General features: G+C 40.5%; 21 protein-coding genes. 9 read left to right on the top strand and 12 right to left on the bottom strand.

What is annotated here, in order from left to right:
• The first annotated feature begins 40 nt into the window (after nucleotides 1-40).
• Nucleotides 41-1,240, top strand: a complete 1,200-nt coding sequence (locus CH377_RS15605) for a PQQ-dependent sugar dehydrogenase (RefSeq protein WP_100724689.1) — start codon at nucleotides 41-43, stop codon at nucleotides 1,238-1,240.
• Between the two features lie 100 nt (nucleotides 1,241-1,340).
• A complete protein-coding gene (locus tag CH377_RS15600) occupies nucleotides 1,341-2,522 on the top strand; it encodes a lipoprotein LipL45 (protein ID WP_100724688.1) in 1,182 nt (393 codons plus the stop codon).
• A 62-nt stretch (nucleotides 2,523-2,584) separates the two neighbouring features.
• On the opposite strand, the gene CH377_RS15595 is transcribed toward CH377_RS15600, so the two are convergent.
• On the bottom strand, nucleotides 2,585-2,863 hold the full coding sequence (locus CH377_RS15595) for a hypothetical protein (RefSeq protein ID WP_425268730.1): 279 nt from the start codon (nucleotides 2,861-2,863) through the stop codon (nucleotides 2,585-2,587).
• Nucleotides 2,864-2,907: 44 nt separating this feature from the next.
• Nucleotides 2,908-3,813: a lipoyl synthase gene (gene lipA / locus CH377_RS15590; protein ID WP_100724686.1), complete on the bottom strand. Its 906-nt coding sequence runs from the start codon at nucleotides 3,811-3,813 to the stop codon at nucleotides 2,908-2,910.
• 103 nt (nucleotides 3,814-3,916) lie between these two features.
• Between lipA and CH377_RS15585 the strand changes: the two genes are divergently transcribed.
• Genes CH377_RS15585 through CH377_RS15575 form a run of 3 tightly spaced genes read left to right on the top strand, consistent with a single transcriptional unit; the run spans nucleotide 3,917 to nucleotide 7,123 of the window.
• The gene (locus CH377_RS15585) at nucleotides 3,917-4,672 is read left to right on the top strand and encodes a pseudouridine synthase (protein WP_100724685.1); all 756 of its coding nucleotides are present in this window, start codon (nucleotides 3,917-3,919) and stop codon (nucleotides 4,670-4,672) included.
• Nucleotides 4,669-6,078, top strand: coding sequence for an MBOAT family O-acyltransferase (locus CH377_RS15580; RefSeq protein WP_100724684.1), 1,410 nt, complete (start codon nucleotides 4,669-4,671; stop codon nucleotides 6,076-6,078). The genes CH377_RS15585 and CH377_RS15580 overlap by 4 nt, the downstream gene beginning before the upstream one ends.
• Nucleotides 6,079-6,085: 7 nt before the next feature.
• A complete protein-coding gene (locus tag CH377_RS15575; RefSeq protein WP_100724751.1) occupies nucleotides 6,086-7,123 on the top strand; it encodes a DUF1574 domain-containing protein in 1,038 nt (345 codons plus the stop codon).
• Between the two features lie 163 nt (nucleotides 7,124-7,286).
• Here CH377_RS15575 and fsa read toward each other — a convergent pair whose 3' ends face one another.
• The 5 genes from fsa to purN all read right to left on the bottom strand — a co-directional run bounded on the left by fsa (nucleotide 7,287) and on the right by purN (nucleotide 11,547).
• On the bottom strand, nucleotides 7,287-7,931 hold the full coding sequence (gene fsa / locus CH377_RS15570; RefSeq protein WP_100724683.1) for a fructose-6-phosphate aldolase: 645 nt from the start codon (nucleotides 7,929-7,931) through the stop codon (nucleotides 7,287-7,289).
• Between the two features lie 69 nt (nucleotides 7,932-8,000).
• A complete protein-coding gene (locus CH377_RS15565; RefSeq protein ID WP_100724682.1) occupies nucleotides 8,001-8,711 on the bottom strand; it encodes a hypothetical protein in 711 nt (236 codons plus the stop codon).
• Between the two features lie 32 nt (nucleotides 8,712-8,743).
• On the bottom strand, nucleotides 8,744-9,376 hold the full coding sequence (locus CH377_RS15560) for a hypothetical protein (RefSeq protein ID WP_100724681.1): 633 nt from the start codon (nucleotides 9,374-9,376) through the stop codon (nucleotides 8,744-8,746).
• Nucleotide 9,377: 1 nt separating this feature from the next.
• Nucleotides 9,378-10,919: a bifunctional phosphoribosylaminoimidazolecarboxamide formyltransferase/IMP cyclohydrolase gene (gene purH, locus CH377_RS15555; protein ID WP_100724680.1), complete on the bottom strand. Its 1,542-nt coding sequence runs from the start codon at nucleotides 10,917-10,919 to the stop codon at nucleotides 9,378-9,380.
• A 1-nt stretch (nucleotide 10,920) separates the two neighbouring features.
• Complete coding sequence (gene purN / locus CH377_RS15550; protein ID WP_100724679.1) at nucleotides 10,921-11,547, bottom strand: phosphoribosylglycinamide formyltransferase; 627 nt, start codon at nucleotides 11,545-11,547, stop codon at nucleotides 10,921-10,923.
• A gap of 86 nt (nucleotides 11,548-11,633) precedes the next feature.
• Between purN and fliS the strand changes: the two genes are divergently transcribed.
• Genes fliS through CH377_RS15535 form a run of 3 tightly spaced genes read left to right on the top strand, consistent with a single transcriptional unit; the run spans nucleotide 11,634 to nucleotide 12,988 of the window.
• Nucleotides 11,634-12,086 carry a flagellar export chaperone FliS gene (gene fliS / locus CH377_RS15545; RefSeq protein ID WP_100724678.1) on the top strand — a complete coding sequence of 151 codons (453 nt, stop codon included), beginning with the start codon at nucleotides 11,634-11,636 and terminating at the stop codon, nucleotides 12,084-12,086.
• 39 nt (nucleotides 12,087-12,125) lie between these two features.
• On the top strand, nucleotides 12,126-12,527 hold the full coding sequence (locus CH377_RS15540; protein WP_207797645.1) for a hypothetical protein: 402 nt from the start codon (nucleotides 12,126-12,128) through the stop codon (nucleotides 12,525-12,527).
• Nucleotides 12,506-12,988 carry a molecular chaperone DnaJ gene (locus tag CH377_RS15535; protein ID WP_100724676.1) on the top strand — a complete coding sequence of 161 codons (483 nt, stop codon included), beginning with the start codon at nucleotides 12,506-12,508 and terminating at the stop codon, nucleotides 12,986-12,988. The genes CH377_RS15540 and CH377_RS15535 overlap by 22 nt, the downstream gene beginning before the upstream one ends.
• Here CH377_RS15535 and CH377_RS15530 read toward each other — a convergent pair.
• From CH377_RS15530 to CH377_RS15520, 3 genes are read right to left on the bottom strand one after another with little or no spacing between them, the layout of a single operon-like run.
• Nucleotides 12,985-13,500 carry an LIC11661 family lipoprotein gene (locus CH377_RS15530; protein WP_100724675.1) on the bottom strand — a complete coding sequence of 172 codons (516 nt, stop codon included), beginning with the start codon at nucleotides 13,498-13,500 and terminating at the stop codon, nucleotides 12,985-12,987. The genes CH377_RS15535 and CH377_RS15530 overlap by 4 nt on opposite strands.
• Nucleotides 13,501-14,052, bottom strand: a complete 552-nt coding sequence (locus CH377_RS15525; RefSeq protein ID WP_100724674.1) for an HNH endonuclease — start codon at nucleotides 14,050-14,052, stop codon at nucleotides 13,501-13,503.
• Nucleotides 14,053-14,099: 47 nt separating this feature from the next.
• Nucleotides 14,100-14,729 (bottom strand): DedA family protein, encoded by a 630-nt coding sequence (locus tag CH377_RS15520; protein ID WP_100724673.1) that lies wholly within the window; start codon nucleotides 14,727-14,729, stop codon nucleotides 14,100-14,102.
• A gap of 120 nt (nucleotides 14,730-14,849) precedes the next feature.
• Between CH377_RS15520 and CH377_RS15515 the strand changes: the two genes are divergently transcribed.
• Nucleotides 14,850-15,992, top strand: coding sequence for a deoxyguanosinetriphosphate triphosphohydrolase (locus CH377_RS15515; RefSeq protein WP_100724672.1), 1,143 nt, complete (start codon nucleotides 14,850-14,852; stop codon nucleotides 15,990-15,992).
• Here CH377_RS15515 and CH377_RS15510 read toward each other — a convergent pair.
• Nucleotides 15,985-17,097: a cysteine desulfurase family protein gene (locus tag CH377_RS15510; RefSeq protein WP_100724671.1), complete on the bottom strand. Its 1,113-nt coding sequence runs from the start codon at nucleotides 17,095-17,097 to the stop codon at nucleotides 15,985-15,987. The two genes, CH377_RS15515 and CH377_RS15510, sit on opposite strands and share 8 nt — an antisense overlap.
• Nucleotides 17,084-18,532 (bottom strand): hypothetical protein, encoded by a 1,449-nt coding sequence (locus CH377_RS15505; protein WP_100724670.1) that lies wholly within the window; start codon nucleotides 18,530-18,532, stop codon nucleotides 17,084-17,086. The genes CH377_RS15510 and CH377_RS15505 overlap by 14 nt, the downstream gene beginning before the upstream one ends.
• Nucleotide 18,533 lies beyond the last annotated feature (1 nt).

Below are 18,533 nucleotides of genomic sequence, written 5' to 3'. Positions count from 1 at the left end.
CTTGACTGAGTGATTTCAAACTGTATTTTTTTCTGCCAGAATGAGCCGATTTCGCAACAGGATCTTAACCTTCTCTCTATTTTTGGGACTCTTCCTTTTTACGGGAGAAGACACCCATCTTCTTGCCAAAACCAAAAAACAAAAACCGAAAAAAGAAAGCGGCACGGAATACGTTTTTGGTTGGACCCAAGTGGCTTCCGGATTTAAAGAAATCACTGATATACAATTTCATCCAAGCTTACCTGGTGAGATGGTAGTTTTGGAGAAAAAGGGAAAAATCCTTCTTTGGAATTTTGCTAATAATCAGTCCAAGGTGATCGCTGATTTTACAGGAAGTGTGGAAACAAGATCGGAAGAAGGCTTACTCGGACTTGCATTTCACCCTAGGTTTTCCGAAAATAAACTCTTTTATATCAATGCAGTTTCTAAAGAAGCTGGAAAGGACCAAACATTCATTTTAGAATTTCGTTGGGATGATTCGAATATCATTCGTTGGCAGGATCGTAAAAGGATCTTACTTAGGGTGGATCAGCCCTATTCCAATCATAATGCGGGACAACTCAGTTTTGGTCCTGATGGAAAATTATATATCGGTTTTGGGGATGGGGGAGCCGGAGGAGATCCATACAAACACGGTCAAAACACTTCTACTTATCTAGGAACTCTGATCCGAATAACGCCTAACTTGGATACAAATGCCCCTCCTTATAGAGTTCCGGAAGATAATCCTTACAAAAACTCACCCGGATTCCTACCTGAGATCTGGGCATATGGATTCAGGAATCCCTGGAAATTCTCATTCGATACCAAAACAGGAGATCTGTATCTCGCAGATGTTGGACAAGATGATTGGGAAGAAGTAGATCTGGTTCTAAAAGGTAAAAATTACGGCTGGAATATAAAGGAAGGTTTCCATTGTTTTTTACCCAAGACGGACTGCGAAAAACCGGGGTTAACCGATCCAATTCTGGAGTATGATCACGATTTGGGTCGATCCATCACCGGTGGATATGTATACAGAGGGAAAAATCTTTCCAAATACTATGGATGGTATATTTTCGCGGACTTTACCTCCGGAAAGCTCCTAGGTTTTTCCACCGAAGCAGGAGGAAAAAGGAAACTAACTGTATTAGGGGATACTCATTTCTTAATTAGCACATTTGGCCAGGATTCCACAGGTGAGCTGTATTTTGGTGATTTTAGTTCAGGAAATATCTTCCAAATTGGAAAAAAAAATTGAAATAAATTGAAAATCCCAAATCCATAGATGTTAACCCAATATAGATCGGACTGCCTCCACCGCGGTTTCTGATTAATCTCGATCAAAGAAGGATAGGGGTATGAATAAGATCATTTCCGTTGCATCAGCCGTCCTAATGGTCGGTCTGTTGACATCCGGAGCTTGTAAAAAGCCTGCGGAGAACGCGGATTCCGCGAACGCAAAACAGAGCCAACCATCGGCAATCGTAGTATTTAGCGTTGGAGAAGCAAAAATCCAACACGCTGACTTAACTGAAGACAAAGCTAGTCTTGGAACTGTCCTGAAAGAAGGGGACAAGGTTGAAACCAAGGCAAAAGCGAAAGTCGATATCCAATTCTCCGATGGATCAGCCGTTCGTTTAGCTGAAAAATCAAGCTTGGAATTCTCCGCTCTAGCTTTGAATACCCAAGGAAACACTGACACTAGATTGTCCTTAGTTTCTGGAAAAGTTTTCGCTAAAGTAAATAAAGCAAGCAAAGACGATCAGTTCTCTGTAGTAACTCCGACCGCAATCGCGGGAGTTAGAGGAACTTCTTTCGTTGTAGATCGTACTAAAAACGACAGATCTGTCGTTAAAGTCTTAGAAGGATCTGTTGCAGTATCTCCAAGAGTTCGCGCTCTGGAAGGTGCAACTGCTGAAGAAATTTCTGCGAATGCAGAATTACAAAAGATCAAAGCTTCTTTAGACAAAGCTGAAGTTATCTTAGAAAAGGATGAGTCTTCTATAGTAAAAGCTCCTGATAAAAAATTCGGTGAGAAAGAACTTACTAAACTAGACGCTACTTTGGAGAAAGATATTCCTAAAGCAGTTACTAAATTAAGTGGCGCTGGAGTATCCAAAACCGAAGAAGAAGAGATCAGAACTATCGTTACTCTGGACAAAGACACTACCGATAAATTAGTAAAACTGAATGTCGATCCTAAGTCCGGCAAAGTAGACGAAGCTACAAACGCTGCTAACGAAGCTGAGAGAAAGAAAATCGAAGAAGAATTAGCTAAGCGTCAAGCTGATGAGCTGAAAAGATTCAAGAACGTTCTTGTTTCCGCTCCTAAAAACCTGAAAACCAATAAGGATCTTGTAAACTACTACGAAAAACTGGAAAAAATCGTATTGGCTGATGGCAAAACTACCATCATCGGAGCGATCGTAGACCAGCAAGGTAGCACAATGATCGTCCATACCGAAGACGGTATTAAGAAGATCAATCAGGATGATGTAAAAGAAGTTATCTACGACTTCCAAACTAAATCCGAAAACTAATCCACAGGCACAAGCTTAAAGGTGGAAAAATCCCGGGTTACCGAAAGGTGGCTCGGGTTTTTCTATTTATGGGGTTTATGATGTGGATGGGTATCTAAGTAGTAGGCCCATAGTTTTAGGATCGCATTCGAAATTTCTTCTAGATCCAAAATTAAAACCTTATCTTTATAATTTACTAATAATTTACTTTTGCCGAATTTTTGGATCTCTCCCCATTCTACTCTGAAACCTGGGATCAAACTAATCGCATCGAATAGAAGATCTTTGATCTCCATTTTAGAAACATGACCCTCTTGTTTGGAAAGATAAGATAGAATAGAATGGAAGATGATCTTTTTCATCTCTCCAGCATCCGGAATCTCCGGAAATTTATCTTTTGCCCTTTTTAATTTTCGAACCACGGCACTTGCTCGTCCGCGTGATAAGAACTTCTGACCAAAGGCCCTGAGAATACTGTCCTGAACCCTAAGGCTTTTCCGAATTCTTTCAGATCTTTAAATACTTCAGGGCGAATATACTCACTCACAGGGAGGTGTGTTGGAGTCGGCTGCAAATACTGTCCTAAAGTAATCATTTGAACTCCAACAGATCTTAGATCTTTGAGAGTTTGGTGGACTTCTTCTAATGTTTCGCCAAGTCCTAGTATGAGTCCACTTTTAGTTAAAAGCCCTCTCTTTGATGCATGTTCGAGAACATCCAAAGATCTTTCGTATTTTTTGGCGGGAGCCACTGTCGGAAATAATCTCTCCACAGTTTCTAGGTTATGGTTGAATATATCCGGTTTGGAAGAATAAACAATCTCTAAGTTTTCTTCTCTCATTTTGAAATCCGGAACTAAAATTTCAATTTTGCATTCAGGTAATCTTTCTCGGATCAACTCTACCGTTTTTTTATAATGAGCCGCTCCTCCATCCGATAGATCATCTCTGTTTACGGACGTGATTACCACATGGCTTAGGCCTAAAACTTTTGCGGATTCTGCTACTCTTAAAGGTTCTTCCGGATCTAATGCGAGAGGTTTTCCGAAGGCGACATCACAATAAGAACAACGTCTAGTGCAAATATCTCCCGCAAGCATATAAGTGGCGGTCTTTCTGGACCAACAATGATTCAGGTTGGGACAAGAAGCACTTTCGCAAACTGTATTTAGTTTTCCGCCCTCGACAGAACTACGAACGAAATCTACCGGGTTTTCTTTTTCACGAAAAGGAAGCCTTACCTTTAACCAATCCGGTTTTTCGGGAGCGGGTTGGTAAGCATTGGATCTGGGCTTCTTTTTAAGAGGATTCACCCTTAAAGCCTCTGTCCGAGTCTCCAAAGAGTCAAGTGTTTTGGGTAGCCGGAAATAGGTGGGTGTCCGAATCTGGAGGGATCGGCCAAGGCCGGGGGCAAGTTTGGGCGAAAAAATCGCAAAAGAAAAATCGGGGGAAAATTCCTCCAAAGAGATCCGGATCAACAGATTCCTGGCAGACTGCGGGCTAGGTTCGCGCAGAAAGGTAGAAGAATTGATCCTTTCCGGCAAAGTGAAAGTTAACGGTGCCGTAGAAAAGAATCTAAGCACAAAGATCCGTGTGGGTTCCGACATTGTTCAAGTTGGAAATAAAAAATTAGATCCTCCTACAGAATCTGTGTTTCTGGCATTAAACAAACCTAAAGGTTTTCTTTGCTCCCATAGCGATCGTTTTCATTCTAATACGGTTTTTGAATTACTCCCTAAAAAGTATGGAAAACTTTTTATAGCAGGAAGATTAGACCTGGATTCCAGGGGACTTCTTCTTTTATCCGACCAAGGGAATTTAGTCCAACAGATCACTCATCCATCCGAAGGTTCCGAAAAAGAATACGAAGTACTCTTAGAAGAAGAATTGGATTCTAAAGAGGTAAAGGATAGATTTACTAAGGGATTTGTGGACGAGGGAGAATTTTTAAAAGCGGAGAAGGTTACATCCTTAGTAAAAGGAGAAGGATCTTCTAAGTTTAGAGTGATCTTAAAACAAGGAAGAAAACGTCAGATCCGTAGGATGTTCTCAATCCTTGGTGGAAGAGTGATCGATCTACAAAGGATCCGTATCGGAAAACTTTCTTTGGAAAAATTGAAAATCGGGGAAGGTAAGTTTGTCTTACTAGATCCTAAAGTTTGGAGACCATGAATTTTACCAGTTTAGAATTTTTATTTTTTTTCTGCCTAGTATTTCTGGTGTATTGGAATCTTCCTGATCATTGGAAGAAATTTTTTCTAATCCTAAGTTCAGGATTTTTCTACGCATTCGCTTCCTGGAAATTCCTGTTTCATTTGATCGCGGTAGTTTCGATCAATTGGTTTTTTATCCGGTTTTTTCTGAATAAAAAATGGTTCTTACCGGTTTCTATCGGATTCAATGTTCTTAATTTAGCTTTTTTTAAATATTTCTATTTTTTCGCGGATCTTCTGGGAATATTTTTAGGAATTCCTGAATTCCAAAATAAGATCAGCCTTGATGGTATTTTATCCAAATCACTGGAATGGGCCGGCTTTGAAGTAGTACTTCCGCTTACTATCAGCTATTATACTTTCCAGTTAATTTCTCTACTTGTGGATAAGAAGAAGGGATTGATACAAGAGGATCTGGGTTTTTTAAAGATCGCTTCTTATATTTTTCTTTTTCCGGTAATGATTGCGGGACCTATCCTAAGATATTCAGACGTTTCTACTCAATTCGATTCTCCTAAAATGGAAAAAGAGGATATGGTAGATGGGTTATGGTTGGTAGTAGTCGGTCTTTTTAAAAAATCTGTGGTTACCGCTTTAATGTCCGGATCCATTTTTCAGGTTTTTGCAGAAACATCTTCTTTTTCCGGGCAAGCACTACTAAGTACGATCTATTTTTTCGCGATCTATCTTTATTTGGATTTTTCCGGACTTACTGATCTAGCAAGAGGTATGGGGAAACTTTTAGGTTTTACTTTGCCTCAAAACTTCAAGGCTCCGTTTTTCTTTAACGGTTTTGGGGACTTTTGGAGAAGATGGCATTTGACCTTCTCCTTTTGGATTCGAGATTATTTGTACATCCCACTTGGCGGTTCCAGAAGCGGGACATTGCGTACCTGTTTCAATTATCTGGTTGCGTTCGGATTAGGAGGCCTTTGGCACGGGGCTAATTTGAATTATCTAACTTGGGGAGCTTTGACAGGACTTTATCTTTCAGCCGAAAGAGCCTTTAAGGATTGGAATATAAAATTGATACCTGAAATACCGTATGTAAAAAGAACGATTACTTATCTTTTCGTTCTGCATATATATATAGTATCTTGGATCCTATTTTTCACTCCGGATTTCAGCTCCGCAGTCGCTGCTGTGCAAAGAATTATCGTTTGGGCCCCTGGAGTAAATTTCCCGAATATGGAACCTTGTATCTTTGCACTCTTTGTGGCTTTATTTTTCCATTGTGTGGAGGAATGGCCTGAAAGGTTCAAAGTGGATTTACGATGGAAAACGATACTTCTTCCAATCGTTTGGATCCTAGTTCTACTCGCTTTACCCACTGGTAATGCGGATTTCTTTTATGGGCAGTTTTAATAAGATCATGAAAAAGAAATTTATCTATATCCCATTAATTTTTATCGTTTTCCTGTTTCTTGCGGATAAAATTTTTCTTTTGGATTTTTTCAAAACATCCTTTTACCAAGAGGGAAATCCGGTCTATTATACTCATCGAAATCATCTTTTCGAAAAGTTAAAGGGTGATCCTTCATTAAAAGAGAAAAATCTCGCGTTGGCATTCGGAGATTCTAGAGCTTATCCTTATAGTATAAAAACGCTTCCTGAGAATATACAAAAAGATTGGACCGTTTATAATTTTTCCGGCCCGCAAGCGGTACCTGCTTACGGTTTCTATTGGTTCCGTAAGATTATCCAATCCGGGATTAAACCCAAGGTTGTCTTTTATGTTGTTAGTCCTGAAGGTTTCGTAGATGATTCGAGAGGACTTCTATACGAACCGTTCTTGAGAATAGGAGCGGACGAGGAATTCAGACAAACGTATTGGGATCACTTTTCCGATTCTGATAAATTAGAGATCCTTAAAGAAAAGTTTTTTTCTATCAGAAAGATCCGACCTGGGTTCAAACTTTTTTGGTCCAGACTGACCGGCGGAAAATTAAAGCAGTATAGAGCTGACCAAAATCATGAAAATTTAATTTTGGAATTAGGAAACGGGGAACAACTTGGGTATGCGAGCGTCAGTAATAATCCTAAAAAATTGGCAAAGGACGCACTTAGATTAAAGAGTATTTATCTTTCCGGATTTACCTTGGGGGAAAACGAATTTTATTTCGTAGAAGAATTCTTGAAATTGGCGAAAGAAGAAGGGGTTAAAACCTACCTAATCTGGCCTAAGGTATATCCGGGATATAGGGCAGGGTATTACGAACTAGGATTAGAAAAATCCTGGTGGCCAAGAATACAAAAACTTGCCGAAACATACGGAGCTTCCGCAGCGGATATGAATACTTTAAGTTCTTGTGATCTATATTACGACGGCTCTCACCAAAGTGTACTTTGTATCTTAGAACAGTCTGAAATTTTAATGAATGATTTTACAGGGAAGAAGAAACTTCCTTAGAACAATTTCCGCGCAGAGTAGCTAAGAAAAGCAGATTTTGATCTCTGCTTGTGAATGGATAAGTTTGAAATAGAAAAGGATACCTAAATGAAAGGTATCCTTTAAATTCCTTAACACTCTCTGCGCCTTAGCGTCTATGCGTAAAAAAAATATTAATGGTGGATCACCACTTTAGTTTCTTAGCGTCTTCTAAGAATTTTTCCAATCCGATATCAGTTAATGGATGTTTGAATAACTGCAGATAAGCAGAGAGCGGCATAGTAGCGCAATCAGCTCCACGAAGAGCGGACTCTTTCAAGTGGATTGGTCCTCTGATGGAAGCAGCTAAAATTTTAGTTTCGTAACCGTAATTATCATAGATCTCTCTGATCTCAGAGATAAGTTCCATTCCATCCCAAGAAGTATCATCTACACGTCCGATAAATGGAGAAATATAAGTAGCTCCCGCTTTTGCTGCCAGAAGTGCTTGAGGAGCGGAAAAACAAAGAGTTACGTTTGTAGGAATTCCTTTCTCTGTCAGTTTCACTACAGTTTTTAATCCTTCCGGGATTAAAGGAACCTTGATGACCACATTCGGAGCGATCTTTACTAGTTCGTCCGCTTCCTTCAACATGTCCTCATGTTTGGTCGCAATTACTTCTGCGCTCACTGGACCAGGCACGATTGCACAGATCTCTTTGATAACTTCTTTAAAGTTACGACCAGACTTAGCGATCAAAGATGGGTTTGTAGTAACTCCGTCCAAAAGACCGTAGGACGCGATCTCTTTGATCTCGTCCACATTGGCTGTATCTAAATATAATTCCACGGTTTGCTCCGAAAGATTTTGAATCTCTCTGGATAGTGGCGGCCTTAGGGGCCTTCGGTCAAGGATTTCTTACGGGATCAGATCTCTTAAAGTTTTGATTTCTTCCGCAGAGAAGAATTCTTTGTATTCTTTTTCGATCTGGGCCTTTACCTTGGAGCTGAAATAATCCACTCTTCTGGTAAAAGGTTGCTTTTTATAAGCTTCCTTCCATTGAACAATGAAGCCGCCTGCGGGAGGTGCCTGTCTTTCGTCGGTCAATTCCCAGATAACAGCCCCCCCGATTTTTTTATCATCCAAGGTCTCTTTTTTGGGCTTTCCGTATTTATTTTCCAGCTTGGACTGAACCTCTTTGCCCGGAAGATACCGGAAAGAAACTCCAACTGAGAATAATTTACCAGGTTCCAAATGTTCGTCTTCGTCAGGAGAAGTTTCTTTTTCCGGGCGAGGTTGGTTCTTGTCTTTAGGACGTGAATCGAGCACCAATTTAGGAGTGGAATAAAAACGGTAAAGGTAGAAGATCCCGTTTCTTCTTACAAGCAGGGACTTCTCCTTATCTTCATGAACTACTTCTATTTTTTCGTCACTTTGAGGATTGGCTGCTAAGGATAAAAACTTGTCTCTAACTTGGGCATAAGATGCTTCCCAGGAGACTTCTGCAAATCCGTCTAAAGTTGGCTTGGAGCCGTTATTTCTGGAATTATCTCCCGGAAATTGAGAAAATACGGAACTCCAAGGAAGGAGTAAGGAGAATAAGAACAGGTAGATGGATTGCCCTTTCATTCTTTAACTATCGGCAGAAAACTGAACAAGAATTAGGAATCTTCCCCCAAATCCTCTACATCTTCTTCCTCTCTATCTACACGAATTCCCCCGAATTTTACCTTTCCGTTCCATCTTAAGATAAGAAGGACCAATAAGATCAGTACATTCGGAAGAACGAATAAAAAGGAAACCTCATGGTAGAGACCGTAAACCGCCAGATTCGAGGCGATCACTGAGATAAATATTCCGGAAAGTAGTGGAATCTCCTGGTTCAGAAGTCTTGCCAGAAAGGACCCGCTATTTCTAGAGATCCTGGCAGCTCTTAAAACTTCAGAAGAGATAAAAGAGTAGAATGCGAGGACTAACACCGGCATTAAAAAGGATAGGAAGAAATAATTTCCAAAAGAATCCGTATAATGAGGAGAACCGATAAGTCCTCCGGTAAGAGTCCAGACATATGCGAAGAATGCGGAAAGTCCGAATGCGAGAAGTCCATATTGAAGACTTCCCGCAGATTCAAAGATAGAAACAATCTTAGAAGGAATAATTCTCGCCCAATCAGTAAGTTCCTGTTTTTCGAAAGTATCTTTCCCGCTCAGGTAGATAAGTCCGAAATAATAGTCTCCTAAGGAAACAACCACTAACGTGATAACTAAATAGATCAGGTAGAGAAAGAATTCCATGTTAATGCCTAAAATGCCTCATGCCGGTGAACACCATGATCAGTCCATGCTCATCTGCGGCCTTGATCACTTCCTCGTCTCGGATAGATCCTCCGGGTTGGATGATCGCTTTTGCTCCTACTTTTGCGATGGCGTCTATTCCATCTCTGAATGGGAAAAATGCATCACTCGCTACATAAGAACCTACAACAGAAAGTCCTACGTTTAGAGCCTTAGTCGCTCCTAATTGGACTGAATCCACTCTGGACATTTGTCCGGCACCTATCCCAAGGGTTGCGTTCTCTTCCGTATAAACGATCGCGTTTGACTTGATAAATTTTACCGTAGACCAAGCAAACATCAAACCTCTGATATCTTCTTCAGTAGGTTGTTTTTTAGAAACGATCTTCAGATCTTTTTCTGTGATAGTTGCATAGTCTCTATCTTGCAGAAGAATTCCATGATGAATAGGTCGGAGATCCATTTCATCTAATGCTTCTTGGAAATTTGCGATCTCGATCAAACGAACATTCGGCTTTTTAGAAAAATATTCCAAAGCGGCAGGTTCGAATTTCTGAGCGATCACACCTTCTACAAATGTTTCACCGATTAGAACTGCCAATTCTCCGGTGACTGTTCCCTTGATCCCGATGATCCCGCCGAATGCAGAAATAGGATCCGTTCTTTTTGCCAGACGGAAAGCTTCTAATGTATCATCTGCGTAAGCGATCCCGCATGGATTCAAATGTTTGATGATACAAACGGTATTGTCAGGAAGAAGAGCGGAGATATGGAATGCCGCATCAAAATCCAACATATTATTAAAAGATAATTCTTTTCCTTGGAGTGGAGAAAATTCGCTCTTTGTAAACAAAGGCTCGTAGAATGCGGCCCCTTGGTGTGGGTTTTCTCCGTATCTAAGCTTTTGTTTTTTGGTGAAGGAAAGATTTAGGATGTCCGGGAACTTCTCCCCAGCGAGCTTATTGAACCAAGAAGAAATTGCAGTATCATACATTGCGGTATGAGAAAATGCTTTTCTCATTAGAAGGAAAGAAGTATCCGCATCTACGGAACCATCATTTACCTTCATAGATTCTTCTACAGTTTTATAATCGTTCGGATCTGTAACAACTACTGTATGTCTGTAGTTCTTACTAGCGGAACGGATCATAGAAGGTCCGCCAATATCGATATTTTCGATTGCTTCGTCTAGATGAACCCCAGGTTTGGAAACAGTCTGTACGAATGGATATAAGTTCACAACTACCAGATCGATCTTTGGAATTTTTAATTCTTCCATCTTCTGTCTGTGTTCCGGTTTGGAGGTCACACCCAAGAGTCCTCCATGGACCTTAGGGTGAAGAGTTTTAACTCTTCCGTCCAAAATTTCTGGAAACCCTGTATAATCGTCTATTGCGATCGCTTTGATTCCATTTTCGGTGAGTGTTTTGAGGGTTCCGCCGGTGGAAATGATTTCCACTCCTTTAGATTCCAGGTACTTAGCGAATCCGATAAGTCCTGTTTTGTCGCTAACTGAGATAAGGGCACGAGTGATTTTGATCATGCTAGAGGATTGAGACCTTCCTGTCTTTAATGGAGAGCCGATCTTCGCAGAAATGTTTAACCGCGAGGGGCAGGATTTTATGTTCCTCTTTGAGAATGGCAAGAGTCAATTCTCTTTCGGTCATTCCTTCCTCGATTTTAACAACTCCTTGCAAAATGATAGGACCTGAATCCACACCCTCGTCCACAAAATGAGCGGTGCAGCCCGCGAACTTCACTCCATAATCGAATGCCTGTTTTTGAGCATGCAAACCTGTAAAGGAAGGAAGAAGAGAAGGATGTATATTGATGATCCTATTCCGAAAGGCTCGGATGATTTCCGGTTTTAGAATTCTCATGTAACCGCAAGCCACGATCAGATCCGGAGAGATCTCTTCCAAGGTATGGAGAAGATCCAGATGGTATTCTTCTTTTTTGGAATAAGATTTCCAGTCTAAAACCTTTGCCGGGACATTATGGCCGACAGCGATCTGGATAGAAGGGGCTTCCGGGTTGTCAGTGACTAAAAAAGCGGGATTTGCGGGGATTTTGCCCTTTTGGATCCCTGAAAGGACAGCTTCCAGGTTGCTCCCCCGCCCGGAGGCCAAAAAGACAAGCTTTTTTCTGGGTTTGGGAATCAGGCTTGCCAAGAATTTTCGCATCCGATACGCTAAGAATTACCAGTCCACGTTAAGGCGGTCCGGAATTTTGTCGAAAAGTATTTCAGGAGAGACACATGTCACTTGCTAGAAAATCGACGGCGTCCGTCGAACAGTATAAATCCAATGAAATTTCTACTGTGAGTCAGGGCCGGCTTATCGTGATGTTATATGAAGGAGCAATTCGCTTCCTGAACGTTGCCATCGAGAATAATACACCCCGCAAGTACGACGTGGTGAATAATAATATCCTAAAAGCCCAAGAAATAGTGACTGAGCTGATGCTTGCCCTCAATATGGAAAACGGGGGAGAGGTTGCAAACAACCTGCTTGGCATTTACGTTTATATTAAAAAGCGTTTACTCGAAGCCAATATGAAGAAGGACAGTGAGATCCTTTCTGAAATCATCAAATATCTGGAAGACTTAAAACTTGCTTGGGAAGAAATAGAGAAGAAGGAAAAAACTTCTTCCGTGGTCCCTATGCCATCCGCCGGTTCTAGAGGAACTGGGCTTTCCCTCCAAGGTTAAAATTCAGTGGCGGGAAGGGGTTCTAAAAGTCTAAATTCTATGGAAGAAAAACTTTCATCCTATTATGAAGAAAAAATTTCCTTTTTGGATAAACTGATCGAACTCCAAAAACGCCAATTAGAAATTCTTGGTTTTGGAGACGGAGAAAACGCTTCCAAACTAGAAATACAAAATTCGGACCTAGTTGAAAAGATGAAACGACTAGATCGCAAAATCGAACAATTAGAAGAATCTTCTCCTCAAACCTTAGAAATTATTCGACTCTCCGATATGATCTTCCAAAAATTGGAGGAGTCCAGGGATTTGAATTCCCAAGTAGGGGAAAAGATGGAGATCATTTTGCAGGAATATCGCAAAGAGTTAAACTTGGTTCAATCCAAGATCCAACTCAAAAAATTCCTAGCTCATAGGAAATTAGGTTGGAAGACGGGGACCTGCTAAGCCGTGCCCTGGACTTTTACGGACTCCCAAAAAAATTCGACGCAAATCTAGTCCGGAGCAGATTCCGGGAACTCTCTCGTAAATACCATCCGGATTCCGGAGAATACGAAACGGATATTCTATTTAAGGAATTAGTCCAACTGAGGGATGTTTTACTTTCCTCCTTACAAAATGACTCGTTTGTAATTTTAGAAAATTCTAAAGAAGATCCGGAAGGATTTCAGTTTTATAAACTAGCTAAACAGAAAGCAGCACAAGCGATCGAAAAATATTTTCAGTTCACCGACGGAAATCCGGTATATTTAAAGAAAGAAGACAATCCTGCACTTCTACGTTTAAGAGATGAATTACAAACTGCTAAGAATGAGCTGGAAGAGTTTTTGGAAAAGTTTCCCAAAAGTATCTGGAAAGAAGATACAGAAACTACTCTTAAAAAGATAAACGTCTGGTTTAAAGATTAAGGAACTTGTAATGTATTCGAAGGCATGGAAAATACATAAATATCTTTTGTTCCGCTATTCAAATCCAAAGAGATCACTGAAGATCTAAGAGTTACATAATCCCCTGAATTTAAAGTAGCTACGATCTTACATACTCTATTTGTATTTTCTCCCGCGCCTGGAACTGCAAGTGGGCCTGCGGTTGGATTTACTTCTATAGAATATTCTTTTGGTTGGTTTGGAAGCATATTCAAAGGAAGTTCGCATGCTTTTCCGGAAGAAAAATCAGCAGGGTTTCTGGATGCATCCGAAGTACTTCCGGTATATAAAGTATAACCGCTAAAAAATGCTTCCGGATTACCAGCTCTTAGTCTGAGCTCATAGACTCCGGTTCCGATTAAGGTAATCCCTACCAAGGTAGGTGGAGTGGTTACGATCCTATTTGTTGAATAATTATAACAAGAGAATAAGGAAAAGATGAGTAGTAAGATAGAGAAGAATGTGTGCATTCTTCTGGATAAAAAAAGATTCATTTAGCTGCGTATATAGTCCGCCCAGCCGAATTTTTCGACCAATTGGGTGGATACTGAAAATTGTGGAAAACGTCTCTTGTTTGTCGACCGATTTTCAGGTACCTCCCACTTGAGTTCTTGCAGAAGTTTGTTTCCTTTTTTGCCATTGCAGTCCTTGCAGGCAGTAACCAGATTTTCCCAGGTATGATAGTCCCTTGGTTTTTTTTCCCGAGGGATCTCTTCCCAGCGACTTTTAGGGATCACATGATCCAAGGTAAGTTTGGAGGAGGGTAGTTTACGTTTGCAATACACACATTCGTGATCGTCTCTCAAGAATATATTTTCTCTAGAGAGTTTATGCTTACGTTTAGGGACCTTGTAGTAGTCCGTGAGTAGAATGATCCTAGGAGTTGTGAATTTAAGTTTTTCAGACCTGATAAATAGACCTTTTTCGTCTCTAATGAGTTCTGCTTTTCTAAGAATTAGAAGGACAACGGCGTCTTTGACCGTTCGGATCGCAACCGGGACATAGGTTGCGTTCAGCACCAACACAGGTTGGGTTAGAACATCCATATCTAACCAAACTGTATAGATTCATAAAATTATGTCGAGTAAAAGTATTATTTCCCGGAACGTTTCTTTTTGATCGCAAAATAAAGAACGAGGCCTGATACAAGAATTCCTAATAATACAAAGACTGTAATTTGTCCTTGGTGCACCAAGATGCCGAGCTGGTCTAAATTTTTTGCTCCATAATGGCCTAGATAAACCCAGATCGGGACCGAAATTGCGGCTGCAAACATATCCAATAATAAAAATCTAAAGAAGGAGATACGATCCGAGGTTCCAGCCGTTAGATAGATCGGCATCCTAAGTCCAGGCATGAACCTCGCCATGAAGACTACCCAATTTCCGTATTGGGAAAACTTTTCCTGTACTTTGGAAAACCTTTCCGGGGTTAAAAATTTTGCGATAAAAGGAATTTGTAGTACCTTCTCGCCGAAAACTCTTCCGAGTAAAAATACGGAACCGTCTCCTACAAGAACTCCTGCCATACCAACGCCGAACATTACATGTTCGTTAGCGTATCCTAAACCTGCCAAAACTCCGCCCGAAACCAGGGAGATATCTTCCGGAATCGGAAGACCGAAACCGCAAAGAATGAGAGTAGAGAAAACTGCTAAGTAAGCGAACTCATTCCCAAAGCGGGAAAAAAAATTGACTAAATCCGGAATATTAACTAGATCCATGAATGCTTATATCTACCGAGTAGAATTGCACCAGTGAAACTTTTCCTGAACAAATTGGAATCGAAAAACTAGATTTGTTTGACTTGCTTTTGGTCTTTTTAGGTTCCAAATTGGTATTAGGTGCAAAAAGACAGAAACCAAATTATCCAGGCCGAAAATTCCCTATTAGCAGGTTATTCAGTTTTGCAGGACGAAACTGGGGGAAGAGAATATAGGGAAGAAGAACACCCGTACCGTATCCCTTTTCAGAGAGATAGGGATCGGGTAGTCCATTCAAGCGCATTCAAAAGATTACAATATAAGACCCAAGTATTCGTTTATTCAGTTGGGGAGAATTATCGCAATCGACTCACCCATACTCTAGAAGTTGCGGGGATTTCTAGAACGATTGCTTCTGCATTAGGACTCAACTCTTTACTTGCGGAAACAATCGCGCTTGCTCATGATTTAGGGCATACACCTTTCGGACACGCCGGCCAGGATATGCTTTCCGACTTAATGGGAGAATTCGGCGGATTTGAACATAATAAACAATCAGTTCGAATTGTTACAATTTTAGAGACACGTTATCCGGAATTCCCTGGACTCAATCTTTCCAAAGAAACCTTAAAAGGGATGATGAAACATGGAGCAGAATATGACGGCTCTATGTTAGGAAAAGAAAGAAAAATCGAAGGCCCAAGTTTAGAAGCGCAATGTGCAGATGTAGCCGATGAGATCGCATACACAAGCCATGATATAGATGATGGTTTGGAAATGGGTTATCTAAAAGCGGAAGATCTGGATTCACTTTCTCTTTGGGCAGAAACTTCTGAAATGGTAAAAGGTAAGTTCCCTAAGCTGGATGGAAAAGTTTTTGTTCGAACAATCATTCGGGAGCTAACGAATAGTATGGTCTCCAGTATGATCAGAACGATCGAATCTAGAATTTCTGACTGGAAAATTTCGAATCGCTCCGATCTGAACCTTGCCTATCAAGAAGGAAAAAGGATCGCAACTTACGAGCCTTCTTACGGAGAGAAGGTAAGAGAATTAAAATCTTTTCTTTACAAAACGCTGTATAGACATCCTTCCGTTGTAGTCACAAGTGATAGAGGAAGGGACATGATAGAAAGATTATTCTTTCATTTTAGGAAGCAGCCTGATTCTATTCCTGAAACCTATAAGAGAAGGATAGAAAAAGAAGGTTTAGAAAGATGTGTATGCGATTACGTGGCAGGAATGACTGACAGATACGCGGAAGAAATGGCATCTACTATTTAATGGAAAGGATTGTTTTTTCTAGAGCAACCAAAAGAGAGTCTACTTCTTCTTCCGTTGTATACAGACCGGTAGAGATACGGATCGCTCTCAAAGCTTCTTCATTAGAATAGCTCATTGCCAATAAGGAAGGCGCTGCTTCTCTTGATCTGGATTTGCAGGAAGATCCGGTAGAAACTGCAAATCCTTTCTCTTCCATTCCCATCATAAAAAAGTCCAGATCATCCAAAGGAAGAAGTGCAAATGTAGTAGAAAATAACCTTGGGGAATTTTCTGCAACGATCTCTGCACCTAAACTTTTGAGTTTTGTTTCTATCTTATTTCTATAATATTCTAATCTTTTGTTTTTGTTCTCCATTTCGGCAAATTGGATTTGTGCGGCTTCTGCCAAAGCTAAAATAGAAGGAGAATTTTCTGTACCTGCCCTATGCCCATTCTCCTGGTTTCCTCCTTGGAAAACTCCACCTTCTGGTAGATATTTCGGATCGAACCATAAAACGGAAGAGCCAAGTCCAGCGCCGATTTTATGACCGGAAAATGTGAATCCGTTTAGAACTGAAAAAGGAACCGGAATTTTGGAGAATGATTGGATAAGGTCGGAATAAAAAGGCATTCCATATTTTGCGGAAATTTTTGCTAATTCTTCGATCGGTTGGATCACGCCTGTTTCATTGCCTGCGTGCAGAACAAATACAGGGCCCGGCTCATTCTTCAAATTGGATTCCAATTCTGAAATTGAAACAAGTCCCGATTTATCGGCGCTCAAAACTTTATAAGGAATTCCTAAACTTCTAAAGGAAGAATACATAGCGGCATGTTCAAAAGGAGATAAGTAGGCTATAGTTTTAACGAATTGTTTTGCAAAGTATATGAGGGAATAATCTGCTTCCGTTCCGGAAGAAGTAAATACGAATCCTTTGGGATCTTTTCCTGTGAGTTTAGCTAATACTTTTCTGGCTTCTTCTATCTTGCCTTGCCTTGCTAAAGAAAATCTAGTAGGCCCTGAAGGATTAAAAAAATCCTCCTCGTATTCTTCTAAGATCTTAGTTAATAAACCTGGAATAGGAGGATGGGTGGCATTATAATCGAAGTATTTAATTCTTTTCATCGAAAATATCGTCTGCTTCTTCGTATCTTCCTTTTCGACGAAGTGTATACTGCAATAGTTTCTTTTTATCTTCGATCAGATCTTCATAGCCGGACTTATCATTACGATAATTTGGATCAACCGTATAGACTTCGGTATCCAAGGCATCCAATTCTTTGAGTGCTTGGTCAAAATCAGATTCGTGCAATAGGCATCTGACTCTCATTAGTTTTGCTTGGAATTTGGTTCCTAAATCTGTTGCAGAGGACCGATAAACCGCTTCGAACATATCCTTTGCTTTTTTTCTATAATTAGAATCCCTTTCTCCTAATTTATAGAATAGTTGAGCATTTCGGTTTAAGTTAGAATAAAATACTTTCGCACCTTCCGTGTCTGTTGTTTCGCAAGGGATTGCGGCGATTGCACTTGCTCCCCAATATTTTGCTTCTGCGGGAATTGCTCTTTTAGAACAGGAAAAATACAGAACTCTCGTGAATAAGGAAACCGATTCCTCAGGAGAAAGGGAAGGATGGGACTCATCCGTTCTAAGTCTAAGTAACTCTAATGTTTTTAAGAGAAGTGTTTTGTACTTATTTGCGGTTAATGTAGTAGTATCCGGATAGTCTTCTGAGAATACGATCGGATCCGATTGAGACTCTGTGATCTTTTTCCAGATTCGGATCTCTTTTGGAAGATCTTCCGCAATATTCTCTTCCTCTTCCTTATTACAGCTGAAACTGAAAAAATTCAAGATACGCTTCCACCAAGGAATGGATGGAGGTTTTGCCTCTTTCAATTTTTCGAATACTAGTTCTTCTATCCTTTGGATTGCTTGGAAATGTGCGATTATTGCCTCTTCCGGGCGGCAAGAAGCGAAGGAAGAAATTCTGATCTTCTCTAAAAGACTTTTACCTGCGATCTCAGGTTTGTCTTTTCCAAGAGTTGCTTGAATTGGAGGAGAATTATATCCGTCGAAAGGGTTATAGTTTAAGGCTCTTTTATAATAATCTAGGGCTTCTAGGGGGACCTGGTAGAATTCTTTCCAGTATTCGAAAGGATCCACAGGTTTTTCTCCCGTGGAAAATTTGGTCTCGCTTGGATTTGCAAGCCTTTCTATGGTCCAACCTTGGTGTTTCGCTTCCATCCAACTTGGTACCCTGAAAATATCTCCAGTACCTTCTTTTCCTATTCTGTAAGCGCGGACACAGGCTTTCGATAATTGGTCGGTTCTAAGATAATGTTCAATCTGTCTGTATTCTACTTTTTCGGATAATAGATCGTCCCCCTTGGACTGCAATTTTGCGGAAAGGGAAGGATTTAAGACGGGAGGTTCCAACCAGAGTGCGAAAGAACCTAAAATCTGGAATCTCCTGGGATAGATATAGATCGCTGCCAGGGTCCAAATCAACAAAAGTGTTAAGAATAACTTTTTCTTTTCTTTTAGAATGCTGAACAAT

This window comes from Leptospira haakeii (assembly GCF_002812045.1).
GTDB lineage: Bacteria > Spirochaetota > Leptospiria > Leptospirales > Leptospiraceae > Leptospira_B > Leptospira_B haakeii.
Note: the sequence above shows the minus strand (reverse complement) of the source record. Positions and strands in the feature narration are given on the sequence as shown.

Excerpts from the sequence above, each read along its gene's own strand:
- CH377_RS15605 (WP_100724689.1), top strand. The coding sequence starts at position 41 with ATGAGCCGATTTCGCAACAGGATCTTAACCTTCTCTCTATTTTTGGGA.
- CH377_RS15600 (WP_100724688.1), top strand. The coding sequence starts at position 1,341 with ATGAATAAGATCATTTCCGTTGCATCAGCCGTCCTAATGGTCGGTCTG.
- CH377_RS15595 (WP_425268730.1), bottom strand. The coding sequence starts at position 2,863 with ATGAAAAAGATCATCTTCCATTCTATTCTATCTTATCTTTCCAAACAA.
- CH377_RS15580 (WP_100724684.1), top strand. The coding sequence starts at position 4,669 with ATGAATTTTACCAGTTTAGAATTTTTATTTTTTTTCTGCCTAGTATTT.
- CH377_RS15575 (WP_100724751.1), top strand. The coding sequence starts at position 6,086 with ATGAAAAAGAAATTTATCTATATCCCATTAATTTTTATCGTTTTCCTG.
- CH377_RS15565 (WP_100724682.1), bottom strand. The coding sequence starts at position 8,711 with ATGAAAGGGCAATCCATCTACCTGTTCTTATTCTCCTTACTCCTTCCT.
- CH377_RS15560 (WP_100724681.1), bottom strand. The coding sequence starts at position 9,376 with ATGGAATTCTTTCTCTACCTGATCTATTTAGTTATCACGTTAGTGGTT.
- purH (WP_100724680.1), bottom strand. The coding sequence starts at position 10,919 with ATGATCAAAATCACTCGTGCCCTTATCTCAGTTAGCGACAAAACAGGA.
- fliS (WP_100724678.1), top strand. The coding sequence starts at position 11,634 with ATGTCACTTGCTAGAAAATCGACGGCGTCCGTCGAACAGTATAAATCC.
- CH377_RS15540 (WP_207797645.1), top strand. The coding sequence starts at position 12,126 with ATGGAAGAAAAACTTTCATCCTATTATGAAGAAAAAATTTCCTTTTTG.
- CH377_RS15530 (WP_100724675.1), bottom strand. The coding sequence starts at position 13,500 with ATGAATCTTTTTTTATCCAGAAGAATGCACACATTCTTCTCTATCTTA.
- CH377_RS15525 (WP_100724674.1), bottom strand. The coding sequence starts at position 14,052 with ATGGATGTTCTAACCCAACCTGTGTTGGTGCTGAACGCAACCTATGTC.
- CH377_RS15520 (WP_100724673.1), bottom strand. The coding sequence starts at position 14,729 with ATGGATCTAGTTAATATTCCGGATTTAGTCAATTTTTTTTCCCGCTTT.
- CH377_RS15510 (WP_100724671.1), bottom strand. The coding sequence starts at position 17,097 with ATGAAAAGAATTAAATACTTCGATTATAATGCCACCCATCCTCCTATT.